At 72.8% G+C, this 18601-nt stretch carries 16 protein-coding genes; 9 read left to right on the forward strand and 7 right to left on the reverse strand.

Annotation, left to right across the window (positions count from 1 at the left end; genetic code table 11):
• Positions 1–26 precede the first annotated feature (26 nt).
• The 6 genes from sp36 to AC3CHW_RS18085 all read left to right on the forward strand — a co-directional run bounded on the left by sp36 (position 27) and on the right by AC3CHW_RS18085 (position 3986).
• Positions 27–188, forward strand: a complete 162-nt coding sequence (sp36, locus tag AC3CHW_RS18060) for a Sp36 family protein (RefSeq protein ID WP_176162618.1) — start codon at positions 27–29, stop codon at positions 186–188.
• The gene (locus AC3CHW_RS18065; RefSeq protein WP_176162617.1) at positions 185–652 is read left to right on the forward strand and encodes a RidA family protein; all 468 of its coding nucleotides are present in this window, start codon (positions 185–187) and stop codon (positions 650–652) included. Before sp36 ends, AC3CHW_RS18065 begins: the two co-directional genes overlap by 4 nt.
• A 258-nt stretch (positions 653–910) precedes the next feature.
• Positions 911–1270 (forward strand): helix-turn-helix domain-containing protein, encoded by a 360-nt coding sequence (locus AC3CHW_RS18070; RefSeq protein WP_488471098.1) that lies wholly within the window; start codon positions 911–913, stop codon positions 1268–1270.
• 71 nt (positions 1271–1341) lie between these two features.
• The gene (locus tag AC3CHW_RS18075) at positions 1342–1752 is read left to right on the forward strand and encodes a VOC family protein (RefSeq protein ID WP_398608158.1); all 411 of its coding nucleotides are present in this window, start codon (positions 1342–1344) and stop codon (positions 1750–1752) included.
• Between the two features lie 426 nt (positions 1753–2178).
• Positions 2179–3159, forward strand: coding sequence for an NUDIX hydrolase (locus AC3CHW_RS18080; protein ID WP_488467131.1), 981 nt, complete (start codon positions 2179–2181; stop codon positions 3157–3159).
• Positions 3156–3986 carry an MBL fold metallo-hydrolase gene (locus AC3CHW_RS18085; protein ID WP_176162615.1) on the forward strand — a complete coding sequence of 277 codons (831 nt, stop codon included), beginning with the start codon at positions 3156–3158 and terminating at the stop codon, positions 3984–3986. The genes AC3CHW_RS18080 and AC3CHW_RS18085 overlap by 4 nt, the downstream gene beginning before the upstream one ends.
• Before the next feature lie 558 nt (positions 3987–4544).
• On the opposite strand, the gene AC3CHW_RS18090 is transcribed toward AC3CHW_RS18085, so the two are convergent.
• Positions 4545–5219 (reverse strand): Crp/Fnr family transcriptional regulator, encoded by a 675-nt coding sequence (locus AC3CHW_RS18090; protein WP_030027155.1) that lies wholly within the window; start codon positions 5217–5219, stop codon positions 4545–4547.
• A gap of 274 nt (positions 5220–5493) precedes the next feature.
• Between AC3CHW_RS18090 and nth the strand changes: the two genes are divergently transcribed.
• From nth to AC3CHW_RS18105, 3 genes are all read left to right on the forward strand, one after another.
• Entirely contained in the window at positions 5494–6318 is an 825-nt protein-coding gene (gene nth, locus AC3CHW_RS18095; RefSeq protein WP_488467132.1) for an endonuclease III, read from the forward strand.
• A gap of 209 nt (positions 6319–6527) precedes the next feature.
• Positions 6528–7478 carry an NUDIX hydrolase gene (locus AC3CHW_RS18100; RefSeq protein WP_488467133.1) on the forward strand — a complete coding sequence of 317 codons (951 nt, stop codon included), beginning with the start codon at positions 6528–6530 and terminating at the stop codon, positions 7476–7478.
• A gap of 12 nt (positions 7479–7490) precedes the next feature.
• A complete protein-coding gene (locus AC3CHW_RS18105) occupies positions 7491–8690 on the forward strand; it encodes a MarP family serine protease (RefSeq protein WP_488467134.1) in 1200 nt (399 codons plus the stop codon).
• A 533-nt stretch (positions 8691–9223) separates the two neighbouring features.
• Here the strand turns inward: AC3CHW_RS18105 and AC3CHW_RS18110 are convergent.
• From AC3CHW_RS18110 to AC3CHW_RS18135, 6 genes are all read right to left on the reverse strand, one after another.
• A complete protein-coding gene (locus tag AC3CHW_RS18110; RefSeq protein WP_232109925.1) occupies positions 9224–9409 on the reverse strand; it encodes a hypothetical protein in 186 nt (61 codons plus the stop codon).
• Between the two features lie 407 nt (positions 9410–9816).
• A complete protein-coding gene (locus AC3CHW_RS18115) occupies positions 9817–10752 on the reverse strand; it encodes an alpha/beta fold hydrolase (RefSeq protein WP_488467135.1) in 936 nt (311 codons plus the stop codon).
• Positions 10749–11213, reverse strand: a complete 465-nt coding sequence (locus AC3CHW_RS18120; RefSeq protein WP_381160529.1) for a phage holin family protein — start codon at positions 11211–11213, stop codon at positions 10749–10751. Before AC3CHW_RS18120 ends, AC3CHW_RS18115 begins: the two co-directional genes overlap by 4 nt.
• Positions 11214–11314: 101 nt before the next feature.
• The gene (gene nhaA / locus AC3CHW_RS18125) at positions 11315–12709 is read right to left on the reverse strand and encodes a Na+/H+ antiporter NhaA (protein WP_488467136.1); all 1395 of its coding nucleotides are present in this window, start codon (positions 12707–12709) and stop codon (positions 11315–11317) included.
• Positions 12710–13250: 541 nt separating this feature from the next.
• Positions 13251–15212 carry an acetate--CoA ligase gene (gene acs / locus AC3CHW_RS18130; RefSeq protein WP_217201660.1) on the reverse strand — a complete coding sequence of 654 codons (1962 nt, stop codon included), beginning with the start codon at positions 15210–15212 and terminating at the stop codon, positions 13251–13253.
• 150 nt (positions 15213–15362) lie between these two features.
• The gene (locus AC3CHW_RS18135) at positions 15363–18158 is read right to left on the reverse strand and encodes a SulP family inorganic anion transporter (protein ID WP_488467137.1); all 2796 of its coding nucleotides are present in this window, start codon (positions 18156–18158) and stop codon (positions 15363–15365) included.
• Positions 18159–18601: the final 443 nt, after the last annotated feature.

Raw genomic sequence — 18601 nt, forward strand, 5'->3', positions numbered from 1 at the left:
CGGGGAGAGGCATTACAGTCGGCACCATGACCAAGTGGGAATACGCGACCGTGCCGCTGCTCGTACACGCGACCAAGCAGATTCTGGACACCTGGGGCGAGGACGGCTGGGAGCTCGTCCAGGTCGTTCCCGGCCCGAACAACTCCGAGCAGCTCGTGGCCTACCTCAAGCGGGAGAAGGGCGCGTGAGCGCCGTCGAGCGGCGGATCGCCGAACTCGGGCTGACGCTGCCCGAGGTCGCCGCGCCGCTGGCCGCGTACGTCCCGGCGGTGCGGACGGGGTCGTACGTCTACACCGCGGGCCAGCTTCCGCTGGTCGAGGGCAAGCTGTCGGTGACCGGCAAGGTCGGCGCCGAGGTGACGGCGGAGGAGGCCAAGCAGCAGGCCCGGATCTGCGCGCTCAACGCCCTGGCTGCCGTGAAGTCGCAGGTCGGCGACCTGGACCGGGTGGTCAGGGTCGTGAAGGTGGTCGGCTTCGTCGCCTCGGCGACCGACTTCACCGGGCAGCCGGGCGTCCTGAACGGCGCGAGCGAACTGCTGCACGAGGTGCTCGGCGACGCGGGCGTGCACGCGCGCAGCGCGGTCGGCGTCTCGGTGCTGCCGCTGGACGCGCCGGTCGAGGTCGAGATCCAGGTCGAGGTAGCGGACGCGTAGTACGACGGATGCCTCCGCGAGACTTTTCGCGGAACCCCCGGTATGTCGTGGAGGTGAGCGGGCGCGCGGCCGTCGGGCCGCGCGCCCGTTCGCGTGCCGGCTGACGGGCGGCGCTGGCGCCGGCGCGCGCCGGCCTGCGGGTGCGGGCTCGGGTGCCCGCTGGGGGGTGCTCGCTGCGGGGTTCGGCTCGGGTGCCGGTGCGCGTGGGCGTGGTGTGATGGCGCCGTGAGCCGCGCCGTAGAAGAGAGCAACCGCCGCATGTTGCGGGCCCGGGACGCGATGGACCGCTCGTACGTCCAGCCGCTGGACGTGCCGGCCCTGGCCCGTATCGCGCACGTGTCGCCGGCGCACTTCGCGCGCGTCTTCCGCGCCACGTTCGGCGAGACGCCGCACCGCTACCTCCAGCGCCGGCGCGTCGAGCGGGCGATGTTCCTGTTGCGGGAGACCGAGCGCAGCATCACGGACATCTGCTTCGACGTCGGCTTCGGCAGCTCCGGCACCTTCAGCCGTACGTTCCGCGACATCGTCGGCCAGTCGCCGCGGGCGTACCGCAAGCAGGCGGCGGCCACCGGCGTGCCGACCTGTTTCACGATGGCCTGGTCGCGACCGAGCGACTGACGCGGCGGTCGTCCACGGAGTGAGCAGTTTTGGATAAGTTTTCGGCCGCCCCGCTCACTAACGTGATGCACATGTTCAACGCCATCACACATTCGCAGATATACGTTCTCGACCAGGACGAGGCCCTCGACTTCTACGTCGGCAAGCTCGGCCTCGAGGTCGCCGCCGACGTAGACATGGGCTTCATGCGCTGGCTGGCCGTCAGCATCCCCGGCCACCCCGAGCGCCAGATCCTGCTGGAGAGGCCCGGCGCTCCGGCGATGTCCGAGGAGACGGCGGCCCAGGTGCGCGACCTGGTGACCAAGGGGGCGATGGGCGGCTGGCTCATCTTCACCACGGAGGACTGCCGCAAGACGTACGAGACGCTGCGTGAGCAGGGGGTCGAGTTCACCGAGGAGCCCACCGAGCGCCCGTACGGCACGGACTGCGGCCTCCGCGACCCGTTCGGCAACCGCATCCGCTTCACCCAGCCGAAGGGCTGAGGGCGCGCTCCGGGGCACCGACCGGGCCGCGCGGTGTGCGGTGGCCCGGGCCCCGGCGCCTCAGCGGGGCCGGCGCGCGGTACGCGGTGCGCCCGCGCGGACTGCCCTCGCCCAACCCCGCCACAGCGCCCGGCGCCCCGTCACAGCGCCCGGCCCACCCGCGTACGCCCGACTCGGCCGGCCCTGGCCCCGTCGCCGGCCCCATCCCCGCTCTCCGTGCGCCGGCGCGCCTGACGCGCCCGCGCGCGGACGTACCGAAACACCATCCACACCACCCGGCGCACTCGGGGCCGGCGCTCGTCCGAAGCGCGCCCGTGGTCGCCTCCTGGGCTCCACGACTGGGTGAGCGGACCCGCGGGGCCCGGCTTCGCCCCGTCGTCACGGTTGCCTCTCGAACATCCGTGGACCAGCGCATAGCATCCGGCCATGTCCACTACGAATGGTCTGGGGTCCAGCAGCACGTCGAAGGCCGTCGCGGAGCCAGGGGCCGGGGACGTGGCGCCGAGCGCCGCACAGTGGTACCCGCCGGAGTGGCCCGAGCGCATCCGGGCGCTGGCGAGCGGCGCGCTCGTGCCCGTCGAGCCGCGGCGGGCGGCGACCGTCCTGCTGCTGCGCGACACGGCGGCCGGCCCCGCCGTCTACATGCTGCGCCGCCGCGCCTCCATGGCCTTCGCCGGTGGCGCGTACGCGTATCCGGGCGGGTCCGTGGACGCGCGGGACGAGGAGCGCGACACCGGGTGGGCCGGCCCCTCGCGCGCGCAGTGGGCGGAGCGGCTCGGGACGGACGAGGGCACGGCGCAGGCCATCGTCTGCGCGGCGGTGCGGGAGACGTTCGAGGAGGCCGGGGTGTTGCTGGCCGGGCCCGACGCGCGGACCGTCGTCGCCGACACGACCGGCGACGACTGGGAGGCGGACCGCGCCGCGCTGGTCGCCCGCGAGCTGTCGTTCGCCGACTTCCTGGCCCGCCGCTCGCTCGTGCTCCGTTCCGACCTGCTCGGCGGCTGGGCGCGCTGGATCACCCCGGAGTTCGAGCCGCGCCGCTACGACACCTGGTTCTTCGCCGCCGCGCTCCCCGCCGGTCAGCGCACCCGGAACGCCTCCACGGAGGCCGACCGCACCGTGTGGATCAGGCCGCGGGAGGCCGCCGCCGGCTACGACCGCGGCGAGTTGCTGATGATGCCGCCGACCATCGCGACGCTGCGCGAGCTCATCCCGCACGCCACGGCCGCCGCCGCGCTGGCCGCCGCGGCCGACCAGGACCTGACGCCGATCCTGGCCCGCGCCACGCTGCGGGACGGCGAGATCGAACTGAGCTGGCCGGGGCACGAGGAGTTCACCCGGCACGTCACACCCGACACATCGACCACGCCACCCCCTCCCGCCGCCACGGACGGAGCCAGCGCATGACCAACGCAGCCGCACTTCCCGGCCAGCCGCGCGGCGGCGCCATCGGCGGCCCTGCCTCCGCCCGGGCCCACTGCGTGCTCGCGCCCAACCCGTCGGCCATGACGCTCGACGGCACCAACACCTGGATCGTGGCCGAGCCGGACTCGGACCTCGCCGTCGTCATCGACCCGGGGCCGCTGCATGAGGGGCACCTCGCCAACGTCGTGGCCACCGTCGAACAGGCCGGCCGCCGGGTCGGCCTGACGCTGCTCACGCACGGCCACGCGGACCACGCCGAGGGCGCGTCCCGGTTCGCCGAGCTGACCGGTACCCGCGTGCGCGCCCTCGATCCGGCGCTGCGCCTCGGCGACGAGGGGCTGGCCGGCGGTGACGTGGTCACCACCGGCGGCCTGGAGCTGCGCGTCGTGCCCACGCCCGGCCACACGTCGGACTCGCTCTCCTTCCACCTGCCGGCCGACGGCGTGGTGCTCACCGGGGACACGGTGCTCGGCCGTGGCACGACGATGGTGGCCCACCCGGACGGGCGGCTCGGCGAGTACCTCGACTCGCTGCGCCGGCTGCGTTCGATGACCGTGGACGACGGCGTGCACACGGTGCTGCCGGGGCATGGCCCGGTGTTGGCCGACGCGCGGGGCGCGATCGAGTACTACCTGGCGCACCGGGCCAGCCGGCTGGCCCAGGTGGAGACGGCCATCGAGAACGGTCACCGCACCGCGTCCGAGGTCGTCGCGCACGTGTACGCCGACGTCGACCGCTCGCTGTGGCCCGCGGCCGAGCTGTCCGTCCGCGCCCAGCTCGAGTACCTGGGCGAACGTGACCTGATCTGACCTGACCTTTGAGGTGGCCTGGCCCGGCCTGGCCCGCTCCCAGCGCTCGCCGCCACCGGGCACGCCCCGTACGCGCGGGCGCACAGCGGGCTTGTCGGGCCGGTCGCGCGCGGGCGCACGGGACCGCGCGGGAACGGCCGTAGCCGGCCTCTTACGGGCCGTACGAGGTTGCGTGGGCCGGTTGGTACCGGCTGGGCCATGTGGGGCTGCGCAGGTGCTTCGGGGCTCGTGAGGCACACCGGGCCGGGCGAGCGGCGCGGGGCGCCGTGGATCGACGGGGAGCGGCGCGCGGCGGCGTGGGTTGGTGCGGTGTGTCGCGGCGGGCGTGGTGCGGAGCGCCGCGTACGAAACGTACGCACGCCCCGATGCGCGCCGGGGCGTGCGGAGCCGCCGCCGGGGCGGCTCAGGCCGGTAGCCCCGCAGGGCGAGGCCCCGTTGCGGGAGTGCCGAGGCGCAGGCGTGCCGGCGGCGCGCGCCCCGCGAGCCCGCGGACGCCGGGGTGGTGCGCCCGGCGCACGGCGGGCGGCCCGGACCAGTCGGGCCGCCCATGGCCGCGGGTCAGCGGCTGCGCTTGGCCAGCCGCTCGACGTCGAGCAGGATCACGGCGCGCGCCTCGAGGCGCAGCCAGCCGCGGCCGGCGAAGTCGGCCAGCGCCTTGTTGACGGTCTCCCGGGAGGCGCCGACGAGCTGGGCCAACTCCTCCTGCGTGAGGTCGTGAACGACGTGGATGCCCTCTTCGGACTGCACGCCAAAGCGCCGCGAGAGGTCGAGCAGCGCCCGGGCCACACGGCCGGGAACATCCGAGAAGACCAGGTCGGACATCTGGTCGTTGGTCTTGCGTAGCCGGCGCGCGACCGCGCGCAGCAGCGCCGTCGCGACCTCGGGCCGGGCGTTGAGCCACGGCTGGAGGTCGCCGTGGCCGAGGCCGAGCAGCTTCACCTCGGTGAGGGCGGTCGCCGTGGCCGTACGCGGCCCGGGGTCGAACAGCGACAGCTCGCCGATCAACTCGCCGGGGCCGAGCACGGCCAGCATGTTCTCGCGCCCGTCGGGCGAGGTGCGGTGCAGCTTCACCTTGCCGTCCGTGACCACGTACAGGCGGTCGCCGGGGTCCCCTTCGTGGAAGAGCGCATCACCCCGCGCGAGGGTGACCTCCCCCATGGAGGCGCGCAGCTCAGCGGCCTGCTCGTCATCGAGCGCCGCGAAGAGCGGGGCGCGCCGCAGAACGTCGTCCACGAGATCTCTCCTTGTCGACATGCACAGGGGACCGTGGTCTCCATGATGCCGGACGGTAAAACAGTGCGATCAATCACAAGTTTGACGCACCGACATCAAGGACCCTACGGCAGGGGTCCGATCGTGCAGTGGTTTTCCGGCGCTCGGGGCGGATGTCGGTGGCTGGCCTTACGCTGGCCGAGTGTCCAATACGCCGGTGAGAGCACAGGGCAAGGGGCCGGGAGGGCCCTCCGACGGAGGCAGGGGGAAACCGTCCGCATCAGGTAGTTCTGCTGTGAGCGAACGCTCTCAGCCGCCCGCCGCGAAAGCCGCCAAGGCCGCGAAACCGGGCAAGCCAGAATCGCGCCTCGCGCTGGTCCGCCGCGCCCGGCGCATCAACCGCGAGCTGGCCGAGACGTATCCGTACGCGCATCCGGAGCTGGACTTCGAGAACCCGTTCCAGCTCCTGGTGGCCACGGTGCTCTCGGCCCAGACCACCGACCTGCGGGTGAACCAGACGACGCCGGCCCTCTTCCGCGCCTACCCGACGCCCGAGGAGATGGCGGCGGCCGAGCCCGAGGCCCTGGAGCAGCTCATCCGCCCGACCGGCTTCTTCCGGGCCAAGGCGAAGTCGCTGCTCGGCCTGTCCGTCGCGCTGCGCGACCGCTTCGACGGCGAGGTGCCGGGCCGCCTTGAGGACCTGGTGACGCTGCCCGGCGTTGGCCGCAAGACGGCCAACGTCGTGTTGGGCAATGCCTTCGGAGTCCCCGGACTCACTGTGGACACCCACTTCGGGCGGCTGGTGCGGCGCTGGAAGTGGACGACGCAGGAGGACCCGGAGAAGGTCGAGGCGGAGATCGCCGCACTGTTCCCGAAGAGCGAGTGGACGATGCTCTCGCACCGCATCATCTTCCACGGTCGCCGCGTCTGCCACGCGCGCAAGCCCGCGTGCGGCGCCTGCCCGATCGCCCCGCTCTGCCCGTCGTACGGGGAGGGCGAGACCGATCCGGAGAAGGCGCGGAAGCTGCTGAAGTACGAGATGGGCGGCCAGCCGGGCCAGCGGCTGCGGCCTCCCGCCGACTTCCCCGGCCAGCCCGCCCCGCCGCTGGGGGCCGCGTGACGGACGGATCGGGAGACGCGGCGGCCCCCGGCGCGGGCGCCGCGCGCGGTGGGGGCCTCGCGGCCGGCGGCCCGGGACCCGGTGGCTCGCGGCCCGGACGCCGGGGGCCTGGCGGCGCTCCGCTCGGGGGCGGCTCGGCGCCCGGTAGCCCGGCGGGGGGCGTACGCGCGCCGGCGGGTGCCGGGGGAGCGGCCAGGGGCGGTCGGCCGGTGCCCGTCAGTGAGCAGGGGCTGCCTGACTGGCTGCTCCCGGTCGCGCGGGCGGCGCGCACCATAGAGCCGCGTCAACTCAGCCGGTTTCTGCCACCCGAGAACGGCTCGGGCCGGCAGTCCGCCGTCCTGGTCCTCTTCGGCGAGGGCCCGCCCGCCGAGCCCGCCACGACGCAGGGTTCCTCGGCGCAGGGCTCCACGGCGCAGGGGCGCGGGTCGGCGTCGACCGGTGAGCCGGCGCGGGCGCCCGCGCCCGGGGGCGCACCGCACCGGCGCGCGGCGACCGGGGAGCCAGGGGCGGCCGACGGACCCGCGCCCGGTGCGTACGCCGGCGCGCGTCACCCCGAACCCGGAGGCGCCGCGGAACGTGGCGGCGCCCGCGAGGCCGAACGCGCCCGCGGCGCCGTCGCCCCCGCGCTCAGCCCTCCGTTCGTGGGCCCGGGCGGCCCCGAACTCCTCCTCATGGAGCGCGCCGGCACGCTGCGCTCCCACGCCGGGCAGCCCTCCTTCCCCGGCGGGGCGCTCGATCCGGAGGACGGCGATCCGGTGGGGGACGGGCCGCTGCGCGCGGCGCTGCGCGAGGCGGAGGAGGAGACCGGCCTCGATCCGTCAGGCGTACAGCTCTTCGGCGTGCTGCCGCGGCTGTACATCCCGGTCAGCGAGTTCGTCGTGACCCCGGTCCTCGGCTGGTGGCGCCGGCCGAGCCCGGTCGCGCCGGTCGACCCGGCCGAGACCGCGAGGGTGTTCACGGTGCCGGTGGCCGAGCTGACGGACCCGGCCAACCGCGCCGTCGCCGTGCACCCCAGCGGCCACCGGGGGCCGGCCTTCCTCGTCGGCGGCGCGCTGGTCTGGGGGTTCACGGCTGGCGTCATCGACCGCATCCTGCACTTCGCTGGCTGGGAACGGCCGTGGGACAGGGAACGCCACGTCCCGCTCGACTGGCGTGCGTGAGACGGTGACTTCGTGAACGTGCTGGACATCCTGCTGCTGGTCGCCGCCGCGTGGTTCGCCGTCATCGGCTACCGCCAGGGCTTCGTCGTCGGCGTGCTGTCGGTCACCGGGTTCCTCGGCGGCGGCCTGGTCGCCCTGTACCTGCTGCCGGTCATATGGGACCGGACCACCGACAACGCCTCACCGGGCTCGTTCGGCGCGATCTCCGCGGTCGTCATCGTGATCGTGTGCGCCAGCATCGGCCAGGCGTGCACCACCCACCTGGGCAACAAGCTGCGCCGGCACATCACCTGGTCGCCGGCGCGCGCCATCGACGCCACCGGCGGTGCGCTGGTCAACGTCATGGCGATGCTGCTGGTCGCCTGGCTGATCGGGTCCGCCATCGCCGGCAGCTCGTTGCCCACGCTGGGCAAGGAGGTCCGCAACTCCAAGGTGCTGCTCGGCGTGGCCCGCGTGGTCCCCGAGGAAGCCAACACCTGGTTCGACGACTTCAGTTCGGTGCTGGCGGAGAACCGTTTTCCGCAGGTGTTCTCGCCGTTCGCGGAGGAGCCGATCACCTCCGTGCCGGCCCCCGACCCCAAGCTCGCCAACAGCCCCGCCGTGGAGCGCGCCCGGCAGAGCATCGTCAAGGTGGTCGGCACCGCGTCGAGCTGCGGCAAGGTCCTGGAGGGCACGGGCTTCGTCTACGCGCCGCACCGCGTGATGACCAACGCCCACGTCGTCGGCGGTGTCGACGAGCCCACCGTGCAGATCGGCGGGGAGGGCAGGCTGTACGACGCGGAGGTCGTGCTCTACGACTGGAAGCGCGACATCGCCGTACTGGACGTCCCCGCGCTGCGCGCCCCCGCCCTCCGGTTCGCGGAGGGTGACGCGGGCAGCGGCGACGGCGCGATCGTGGCGGGCTTCCCGGAGAACGGCGACTTCAACGTGCAGGCGGCTCGCGTCCGTGGCCGCATCGAGGCCGACGGTCCGGACATGTACCACCGCGGCACGGTCCACCGCGACGTCTACTCCCTCTACACCACCGTCCGCCAGGGCAACTCGGGCGGGCCCCTGTTGACCCCCGAGGGCCGCGTCTACGGCGTCGTCTTCGCGCGCTCCCTCGACGACGCCAACACGGGGTACGCGCTGACCGCCAGCGAGGTCCAGGAGAACATCACGGAAGGCCGCACGGCCGACGACCAGGTGGACACCCAGGGCTGCGCCATGTGAGCGGGCGCGTAGGGGAGCGGAACAGGCGAACCACCCCGCTCCCCTACGCGCCCGCGCGCGTTCTGCCGAGGCCCGCGCCACCCACACGCCCGCGCCAGCCCGCCCAGCCCAGCCCGCCCGACCCAGTCCGCGCCGGTACGCCTGGCCCAGCCCGCGCCGGTACGCCCGGCCCGTGCCCCCGAGGCGACGGCATCCACGCAGCCCTGGGCGCGCAGCAGCCCATGCGGGCACCAGCGCCGGCGCACGCCGGCTAACCGGAAGCACCCGCGCCGCGTCCCCTCATGCCGTGTCAGCGGTGTGCCACGGTGCGCTGAAGGTGAGCGGCGCGGTACGGCCGGGCCCGGCACGGCGGCGAACGGCTCCTGGCAGGGGCGTGTCACGCGGCGTGCGACGCCCGACGAGTACGGGCTCCGCACGCTGCCCCTCATCGCTCCGGGAGCACGCTGACCGCTTGGCGCGCGGTACGGGAAACCGGGGAACCGACGAGAGGAGTCCGCCGCACGGGGCGGGCGGTCCGCTCGCCGGAAGTGCTGCTATCGGCTACGCGGATGGCGCAGCCGCGCCGACACCCAGCGGGCGCGGCGGCGGATGATGCGGGGAATGCCGATACGAGGATCATGGCCCGGTACTTGCCCGGGGCCGCCCCGCTCGGAGACGGTTAGCGCGGCGTCGAGGCCGCGATCGTTCGCTGCGTCACGGTAGTCGTGCGTCCAGCCCATACCGGGGACTCTGCCCCTGGCCCAAGGTCGGTAATCACCTGCGGGTCCGTCAATTGGCCTATGCGGCAGGCAAGCGGAAGCCCCAGGTACACGGCGTCGGATCGCTTCGGCGAGCCGCCGAACGCGCCGGCGCACTCCGGACCCTCGCACGCCCGCGAACGGCGTACGACAGCGGCGGAGAGCGTACGCGCCGGCGGCCTCGTACGGCAACGCTACCCGGCCCCGCCGAGCGCCGGCTCGGGCGCGGCGCATTCAGGACCCGGGCGGTCGGGGAGGGCGTACCGGGCGCCGGGCGCCGGCGCGCGCGATGCGGCCCCCTGTTCGGCGGCGACCACCCTGTTCGGCGGCGACCGGCCCGCTCGGGTGGCGCACCCGTCGCCGTACGGGCTCCGCGTCACCCGGCCGCTTCAGCGGTCGGGTTCCGGGTCCTGCAACCAGTTGATCAATTCCGTGGAGAACGCGATCGGGTCCTCCTCGGGAGGGAAGTGGCCCAGCCCGTCGAAGAGCCGCCAGCGGTACGGCGCCTCGACGTACTCGCCGGACCCCGCCGCGCTGCGTACCCGCGTCACCGGATCGAGCGAGCCGTGCAGGTGCAGCGTCGGCACCCGCACCGGGCGCTTCATCCGACGGTAGAACTGCGCGCCGTCCGGGCGCGCGAGCGAGCGCACCAGCCACCGGTAGGGCTCGACGGAGCAGTGCGCGGTGGAGGGGATGCGCATCGCCTGCCGGTAGACCTCCACGGCCTCCTCGTCGGGCAGCCGCGGCCCGGACCAGTCCGTGACCAGCCGTCCGACCAGCGCGGCGTCATCCGCGACGAGTTGCCGCTCGGGCAGCCACGGGCGCTGGAAGCTCCACACGTGGCTGCTGGCCCGACTCTGCTTGACGTCCCTGAGCATGGCCGAACGCCAGCGGCGCGGATGCGGCGCCGAGCACACGACCAACCGGCGCACCAACTTGGGCCGCATCACCGCGGCCGTCCACGCCAGGTAGCCGCCGAGGTCGTGCCCGACGAGCGCGGCGTCCGGCTCGCCGAGCGACCGGATCATCCCGGTGACGTCGAGCGCGAGGTTGGCCGGGTCGTAGCCGCGGGGCGTACGGTCGCTGCCGCCCACCCCGCGCAGGTCCATCGCCACCGCGCGGAACCCGGCCTCGGCGAGCCGCGGCAACTGGTGCCGCCACGCCCACCAGAACTGCGGGAAGCCGTGCAGCAACAGGACCAGCGGCCCATCGCCCATCTCGGCGATGTGAAACCTCGCGCCGTTCGCCGCGACGTCCCGGTGTGTCCACGGGCCGTCGGGTCGTACGACGGACGCGAGCCGAGCAGGGGGTTCCGGAGCCGTCATGCAGTCGAGCGTGTCACAACGTGGGCGCCGGAGGGGACGGCCTCGCCCGGCGCGCGGGGGTGGGGCTTGACGTTGCCCAGCACGGCGGCGGTCTCCTTGGCCGAAGCGATGGACTTCTGCGGCGGCTTGACCTTCTTGAACTTGGCCAGCGCCATCAGCCCGAGCACGATCGCGAGGAGCCAGTACAGGCCGCCCACGATCAGGAAGCACCAGGCCAGGCCCAGGTCGGTCCAGGCGTGGAGGCCGTACGCGAGGGCGAAGCTGAGCACCGGCAGTGAGAACAGCAGCAGGACACCGGCCACGATCCCCGCGGTGCTGCCCATCACGACGCGCTTGACGTCCTGCCGCAACTCGGCCTTGGCCAGCGCGATCTCGTCGTGCACCAACGCGGACAGTTCACTGGTGGCCGTGGACACCAGCTGCCCGAGGCTACGGTTTCCGCCCTCGTCGGCTGCGCTCATCGCCTGTCTCCCTCGTTCCTCTAGCTGCCGGCCCCGCGGGGCCGCGTACGGACGTACTACGGAGCTTCTACCGGCTTGGCGCGGATCTGAAGCCTCTTAGATCATGCCGGACCGTCGCCGTCGGTGCGCTGTGATGCCGCGGCAGCCTCCGCCAGTCTGCGGTGTTCGGCGGCCTTCTCCTCGTAGATCGCCGCCATTCGGAGGTGGTAGTCAGGCTGGTCGAGTTCGTAGATGTCCGGAACGCCGTCCTGATCCTCGTCCCGCTCCTCCTCTTCGTACAACTTCTTGTACTTGTTGTTACGCATCTTGAGCAGCACGCTGGCGAAGACCGCGGCCAGCACCGAGCCGATCAGCACCGCCGCCTTCACCTCGTCGGCCAGCAGCGGGTCGTCGGTGAAGGCCAGCTCGCCGATGAGCAGCGAGACGGTGAAGCCGATGCCCGCGAGCGAGGCGACGGCCAGCACGTCGGCCCAGGCCAGTTCGTCGTTCAGCTCCGCCTTGGTGAACCGAGCGGCCAGCCACGAGCCGCCGAAGACCCCTATGGTCTTGCCGATCACCAGGCCGAGCACCACGCCCAGCGTCTCCGGCTTGGTGAACACGTCGGCCACCGCGCCGCCCGAGATGGAGACGCCCGCCGCGAACAGCGCGAACAGCGGCACCGCCAGCCCCGCCGACACCGGCCGCACCAGGTGCTCGATGCGCTCGCCGGGGGAGTGCTCCTCACCCTCGCGCACGGTGCACCGCAGCATCAGGCCCATGGCCACGCCGGCGACCGTCGCGTGCACGCCGCTGGCGTGCATGAACGCCCAGATCACCACGGCCAGCGGCAGGTACACGTACCAGCCGCGCACCCCCAGCCGGAGCAGCCCCCAGAAGACGGCGAGCCCGACGAAGGAGAGCACGAGCGCGACCACGTTGATGTCGGTCGTGAAGAAGACCGCGATGATCAGGATCGCGAACAGGTCGTCAACGACCGCCAGGGTGAGCAGAAACGCGCGCAACGAGGCGGGCAGCGCGGTCCCGATCACGGCGAGCACGGCCAGCGCGAACGCGATGTCCGTCGCCGTCGGCACCGCCCAGCCGTCCAGGCTGCCGCCGCCGCTGAGGGAGACCACGACGTAGACGAGCGCGGGCATCGCCATGCCGCACACCGCCGCGATCACCGGCAGCGCGGCGGCCTTCGGGTCGCGCAGCTCGCCCGCCACGAGTTCGCGCTTGAGCTCGATGCCGGCGACGAAGAAGAAGATGGTGAGCAGGCCGTCCTGGGCCCACGCGCCGACGCTCAGGTGCAGGTGGAGGGATTCGGGCCCGAACGAGAAGTCCCGGACGTCGTTGTACGTGTCGCCGAGTGGCGTGTTGGTCAGCAGCAGGGCCGCCACCGCGGCGACGAGCAGCAGTACGCCGCCCACCGTCTCCGTGCGGAGCGCTTCCGCGACGTAGTTCCGCTCGGGGAGGGAGAGTCGTCCAAGGAATTTACGGTTACCGGGCGTGGCCACGACGGGCTGACCTCCAGGAGCGGGGCGGCTGCGGATACACCTGTGGTGTATGCCGACCAGACTTCCCGGCGCACCCTGTAACTTTGTCGCCAAATTTACGCGACGGCCCCCACCTTAACCGGAACGGCCGATCCGCGCTCCAGCCGCGCAGCCGCGACTTTCGCTGGGCGGTCCCGTCCTCACGGGGTTGAGCTGCGTGCTTCCGCTGCTGCCGGTACCCCGCGACGCGGGCCTCAGTCGCTGGGGGCCGCCTGGCGCGAGGCCCGGCGCGCGGTGAGGCGCCAAGCCCGGCGCGCGGCGAGGTGTCAGGCCCGGCGCGCGGCGGGTCGTGCGGGGGTGGGGCCGAGGCGGATGGCGCCGGACGCGGGCCGGCCCATGGGGGTGGGCGTGGCGGGCGCGGGGCGGCGGGGCCGGCCGTGGGGTGCCGTGGCCGGCCCGCCCTGGCTGGGCTGTGGGCCGGCCAGCGACGCGCCGGGCTGGCTGGCCCGGCGCGTCCCCGTCTTCCGGGTGGTGTGCTGCCTACTCCCGCTCAGTCCTCCACTCAGTCGTCGCTGGCGGCGCCCGGGAGCTGCGACTGAATCAGGTCCATGACCGAGGAGTCGGTCAGCGTGGTGACGTCGCCGAGGTCGCGGTTCTCCGCGACGTCCCGCAGCAGTCGCCGCATGATCTTTCCGGAGCGGGTCTTGGGCAGCTCGGCGACCGGGAGGATGCGCTTCGGCTTGGCGATCGGCCCCAGGGCCTTGGCGACGTGCGCCCGCAGCTCGTCGACGAGACCCGCGTCCTCCGTCACCCCGCCGCGCAGGATCACGAAGGCGCAGATGGCCTGAGTGGTCTGCGGGTCAGCCGCGCCGACCACCGCCGCCTCGGCGACCTTGGGGTGCGAGACGAGCGCCGACTCCACCTCGGTGGTGGAGATGTTGTGCCCGGAGACGAGCATGACGTCGTCCACCCGGCCGAGCAGCCAGATGTCGCCGTCCTCGTCCTTCTTCGCGCCGTCGCCCGCGAAGTACCGGTTCTCGAAGCGGGACCAGTAGGTGTCCAGGTAGCGCTGGTCGTCACCCCAGATCGTGCGGAGCATCGACGGCCACGGCTCGGTCAGCACCAGGTACCCACCGGACCCGTTCGGTACCTCGTTCGCGTCGTCGTCGACCACGGTGGCCGCGATGCCGGGCAGCGGAACCTGCGCCGAACCCGGCTTCGTGGCGGTCACGCCCGGCAGGGGGCTGATCATCATGCCGCCGGTCTCGGTCTGCCACCAGGTGTCCACGATCGGCGCCCGGTCCCCGCCGATGTGCTTGCGGTACCACATCCACGCCTCGGGGTTGATCGGCTCACCGACCGACCCGAGGATGCGCAGCGACGACAGGTCGTACTTCGCCGGAATGTCATCGCCCCACTTCATGCAGGCGCGAATCGCCGTCGGGGCGGTGTAGAGGATGGAGACCCCGTACTTCTGCACGATCTCCCACCAGCGCCCCTGGTGCGGCGAGTCCGGCGTGCCCTCGTACAGCACCTCCGTGGCGCCGTTGGAGAGCGGCCCGTAGACGATGTACGAGTGGCCGGTCACCCAGCCGACGTCCGCCGTGCACCAGAAGACGTCCGTCTCCGGCTTGAGGTCGAACACCGCGCTGTGCGTGTACGAGATCTGCGTCAGGTAGCCACCCGTGGTGTGCAGGATGCCCTTCGGCTTACCCGTGGTGCCCGAGGTGTACAGGATGAACAGCGGGTGCTCCGCCTCGAACGCCTCCGGGGTGTGCTGGTCGGACTGGCGCCCCACCACGTCGTGCCACCACACGTCGCGGCCCTCGGTCCACGCCGTGTCCTCTCCGGTGCGGCGGACCACCAGGACGCTGCGCACGTTCTCGGTGCCCGGGCGGGTCAGGGCCTCGTCCACGGCGGGCTTGAGGGCCGACGGCTTGCCGCGGCGGTAGCCACCGTCGGCGGTGATCACGACGCGGGCGTCCGCGTCGTTGATCCGCGTGGCCAGCGCGTCCGCCGAGAAACCGCCGAACACCAGCGAGTGCGGTGCGCCGATGCGCGCGCACGCCAGCATCGAGATCACGGCCTCGGGGATCATCGGCAGGTAGATCGCCACCCGGTCCCCGGCCGCCACGCCCAGTTCCGTCAGCGCGTTGGCCGCCCGCGACACCTCGCGCTGCAACTCCGCGTAGGTGATCGCGCGCGTGTCGCCCGGCTCACCTTCGAAGTGGATCGCGACGCGGTCGCCGAGCCCGTTCTCCACGTGCCGGTCGACGCAGTTGTACGCGACGTTCAACTTGCCGTCGGCGAACCACTTCGCGAAGGGCGGGTTCGACCAGTCCAGCGTCTGGGTCGGCTCCGTCTCCCAGCTCAGCCGACGGGCCTGCTCGGCCCAGAAGCCCAGCCGATCAGCCTTCGCCTGCTCGTACGCCTCCGCGGTGACATTGGCGTTCGCGGCCAGGTCGGCGGGTGGCGCAAAACGCCGCTCCTCACGAAGCAGGTTGGCCAGGCTTTCGTTGCTCACGACTTCTCCCATTCCCAGGGTGCCCGTTGTGTCCCAGCTCATAGCTCATCAGCCTGCGGCACGCTCTGACAAGGGCTGTTGATAAAAATTGGTGTAGACCTTTACCGGGTGTCGCCGCCTGGCCCCTGCTTCCGGCCGCTTCCGGGATTCTTACGGCATGGCCTTGCCTGACTGGTTGTGCGGACGCTGATCACGGTGCGTTGTGCCGGCCCCGCGGGGAGCAGCCCCCTCGCCCGCGTGCCCCGGCCCGGCCGAGCCCGCGGTCTCGGTGGAGTGCGGGCCCGAACCGCGATCCCGACCGGTCTCCCCGCCCGCCGCCGCGCCCGAGGCCGCGCCCGTCGCCCGAACGCCCTGGCCCGCATGGCCTGCCGAGCGGGTCGCGCTGCCGGCCGGCTCGGGGACCCGGGTCGTCCCGGAGCCCGCCGTCGAAGGCGCGTGTTCGTGCGGACGCGGTCGGCCGCTCGCAGGCTCGTCCTGCCGGGAGCCCAGGCGCAGCGCGGTGGCCTCCGCCCGATCCGCCCCGCCGGTGTGCGGTGGCCGGGGGCAGGCGTGGTCGCGGTCCCACTCGCGCTGCTCGTCCGTGTAAGGGCCCGATCCGGGCAGGAGCGCGGCCTCCGGTGCCAGGAGCGCGTCGGGAAGCTGATCGGAAAGATCGGCGTGCTCCGGTCGGGCCGGGCGCTCCGGCGCGACGGCGGAGAACACTCCGGAGGCGGGGTCCAGGACGTACGCCTGGGCTTCCGCCACGTGGAAGTACATGCCGTGCAGCGCGAGCGTGCCCTCGCGCACCCGGCGAGCCACGCACGCGTGGGCCATCAGGTGCTCAAGCTGCTGCTGCACGTTCACCAGGGCCAGCAACTCCGTGTCGTCCGCCACCGGACGCCCGTCGAGGGCCACGGTCGGGTGGGGGCTCGCATCACCGCCGGACGCCTGCTCGGCCTCTCGTTTCTTGATCCGCTCCAGTCGTTCCAGGCTGGGCCAACCATGGCGCAACCAGCGGGAGAGCGAGGTGTCGTCGGCGGGCTTGCCCACGGAGTTGAGCAGCGCCTGCATGGCTCCGCACCCCGAGTGCCCGCAGACGGTCAGGGAGCTGACCTCCAGTACGTCCACCGCGTACTCGATGGCCGCGGCCACCGAGTCGCAGGCGCTGTCGTCGTCCGACGGCGGCGTCAGGTTCCCGACGTTGCGCACGGTGAACAGGTCCCCCGGCCCACTGGAGGTGATCATGCTGGTGACGAGACGGGAGTCCGCGCAGGTCAGGAAGAGCTGGCTGGGACGCTGACCCTCGCGCGCCAGCCGGGCCAACTCCTCGCGGACCAGAGGCGCGGTGTTGCGCTGGAAGGCGCTGACTCCGCCGATGAGCTGACTGCTGCTCGGCTTGTCCTGTCGAGCGGGGGCCAGGGGCCGGGTGCAGTGGTGGTTGCGCCACGGCATCCAGGGTCTACACGGCTGGGCATGCGCGTGGGCGCTGGCCGGCTCGACCAGGGGGCGACCGGTGCGCCCGCCGAGTTGCACCCAACCGCCGGCCGAGCGGTACCCCTGGGCCCAGGACTGGAGGGCGTCGTACGCCGCGTGGTCCATGAACGAGCCGTGCAGCTCGACCACCACGCTGCGACGGTCCGGCAGTTGGCTCAGTACGCGGCTCAGTCGGGGCACGGCGAGGAAGGTGAGCTGGCCGTTGACGCGTACTCGGAGGCAGTCGGTCTCGCCGGTGACCGTGATCTGGGTGCGGGTGAGGCGGCGGAACGCGGTGATGACGGCCACCACTCCGCCGATGGCCACGCCCTGTAGTACTCCGAAGAGGATGACCGACCCCAGGGTCGCCGCGTAGACCGGGAACTCGCGATGCCGCTGGACGTGCTTGATGTGCGCGAAGTTCACCATCTGGATGCCGACCATCATGACCAGTGCCGCCAGCGCCGCCAGGGGGATGAACTCCAGCGCCGTGGCGAGCAGCCCGGTGCACAGCAGGACCCAGATCCCGTGCAGCACGGTGGAACCCCGACTCGCCGCCCCGGCCTTCACGTTGGCCGAGCCGCGCATGGCGCCACCGGCCACCGGTAGGCCGCCGAGGAGGCCGGAGGCCACGTTGGCCGCCCCCTGCCCGGCCAACTCGCGGTCCAGCCGGGTCTGTGTCGCGCGCGTGCCGGGTCGCGTGGCCTGCAACCGGTCGACCGCGACGGCGGAGAGCAGGGACTCCATGCTGGCCACCAACGTCACCGTCAGCACGGCGGCGGCCACCCCGAGCACCGGGCCATCCGGCGGCGATGGCAGGCCCTGGAACTGCAACGAGGGCAGGTCGACGCGGGGGACGGTGAGCCCGGCGCTCAGCGCGGTCCCGGCGCCGACCGCGGCCAACGGGGCCGGGACCAGCCGCGCCAGCCGCCCGCCGCGGCCCGGGAGCCGTGGCCAGAACACGAGCACGGCGACCGTCACCGCGCCGACCAGCATCGCCGCGGCGTGCGGGCGGAACAGTTCGGATGCGAGAGCGGTGAGGTTGTCGACGGTCGAGCCGCCCGGGTTCTCGCCGAGCATGACCCTCAACTGGCCGATGGCGATGACCACGCCGATACCCGCCAGCATCCCGTGCACGATCGCCGGGCTGACCGCGAGCGCCGCCCGGGCGACCCGCAGCGCCCCCAGGGCCATCTGGGCCAACCCCGCCGCCACGGTGATGGCGCACGTCGCGGACCACCCGTAGCGCTGGACCAGGTCGGCCGTGACCACGACCAGCCCGGTAGCGGCGCCGCTGACCTGGAGCGGAGCACCGCCGAGCAGCCCCGCCACGATGCCACCGACGGCGGCTGCGATGAGCCCGGCCTGAAGGGGCGCGCCAGTGGCCAACGCCAACCCGAGTGAGAGGGGGATGGCGATGAGAAAGATGACGATCGAGGCAGCGAGGTCCCTGCGCGCGGAGGCGCGGTCGACCTGGCTCCAGAGCTGCAACATTCCCGTCTCCTCCGGGTCTGCGCGGTCGCGGACGAGGCCACGACCGTGGGCACGGCGTACTGCGGTGGGCTGCTGTGGGCTCCGACGGAGCCCCCGTATGGGTGGTCTAGAGGAAGCCGTGCACCGCTGAGCCAGGACTGCGGTTGGCGGCGGTGCCGGGGCGATGCCCGTGCGCCGGACTACGGGGTGGGTGACCGGCAGCGACTGGGGGGTTCGGCCAGATATGGCGCTAAAAGGGGCGAACCCACCGTGAGCGATAACGGTGTGCACTCGATCCGTTACTCTCAAGCATCGGTAAACGAATCGTAATCCCAGGTAAAGGCCGCACGGAAGAGGTTCCGATCGGCCGCGCCAGTCATTCCACCTATCGAGTGAGTGCCGGTTTAGGAAGTCTCCTCGCTTCTTACCTATTAGATGACTTATGAGGTGTTTGCCCGCTTCTC

Source organism: Streptomyces sp. MGP-BFMKR1, from assembly GCF_057766585.1.

Bases quoted from the DNA above. Each gene is read 5' to 3' on its own strand.
- AC3CHW_RS18075 (WP_398608158.1), top strand. From the start codon at position 1,342: ATGTTCAACGCCATCACACATTCGCAGATATACGTTCTCGACCAGGAC.
- AC3CHW_RS18080 (WP_488467131.1), top strand. From the start codon at position 2,179: ATGTCCACTACGAATGGTCTGGGGTCCAGCAGCACGTCGAAGGCCGTC.
- AC3CHW_RS18110 (WP_232109925.1), bottom strand. From the start codon at position 9,409: ATGGGCTGGACGCACGACTACCGTGACGCAGCGAACGATCGCGGCCTC.
- AC3CHW_RS18085 (WP_176162615.1), top strand. From the start codon at position 3,156: ATGACCAACGCAGCCGCACTTCCCGGCCAGCCGCGCGGCGGCGCCATC.
- AC3CHW_RS18120 (WP_381160529.1), bottom strand. From the start codon at position 11,213: ATGAGCGCAGCCGACGAGGGCGGAAACCGTAGCCTCGGGCAGCTGGTG.
- AC3CHW_RS18070 (WP_488471098.1), top strand. From the start codon at position 911: ATGTTGCGGGCCCGGGACGCGATGGACCGCTCGTACGTCCAGCCGCTG.
- AC3CHW_RS18135 (WP_488467137.1), bottom strand. From the start codon at position 18,158: ATGTTGCAGCTCTGGAGCCAGGTCGACCGCGCCTCCGCGCGCAGGGAC.
- sp36 (WP_176162618.1), top strand. From the start codon at position 27: ATGACCAAGTGGGAATACGCGACCGTGCCGCTGCTCGTACACGCGACC.
- AC3CHW_RS18115 (WP_488467135.1), bottom strand. From the start codon at position 10,752: ATGACGGCTCCGGAACCCCCTGCTCGGCTCGCGTCCGTCGTACGACCC.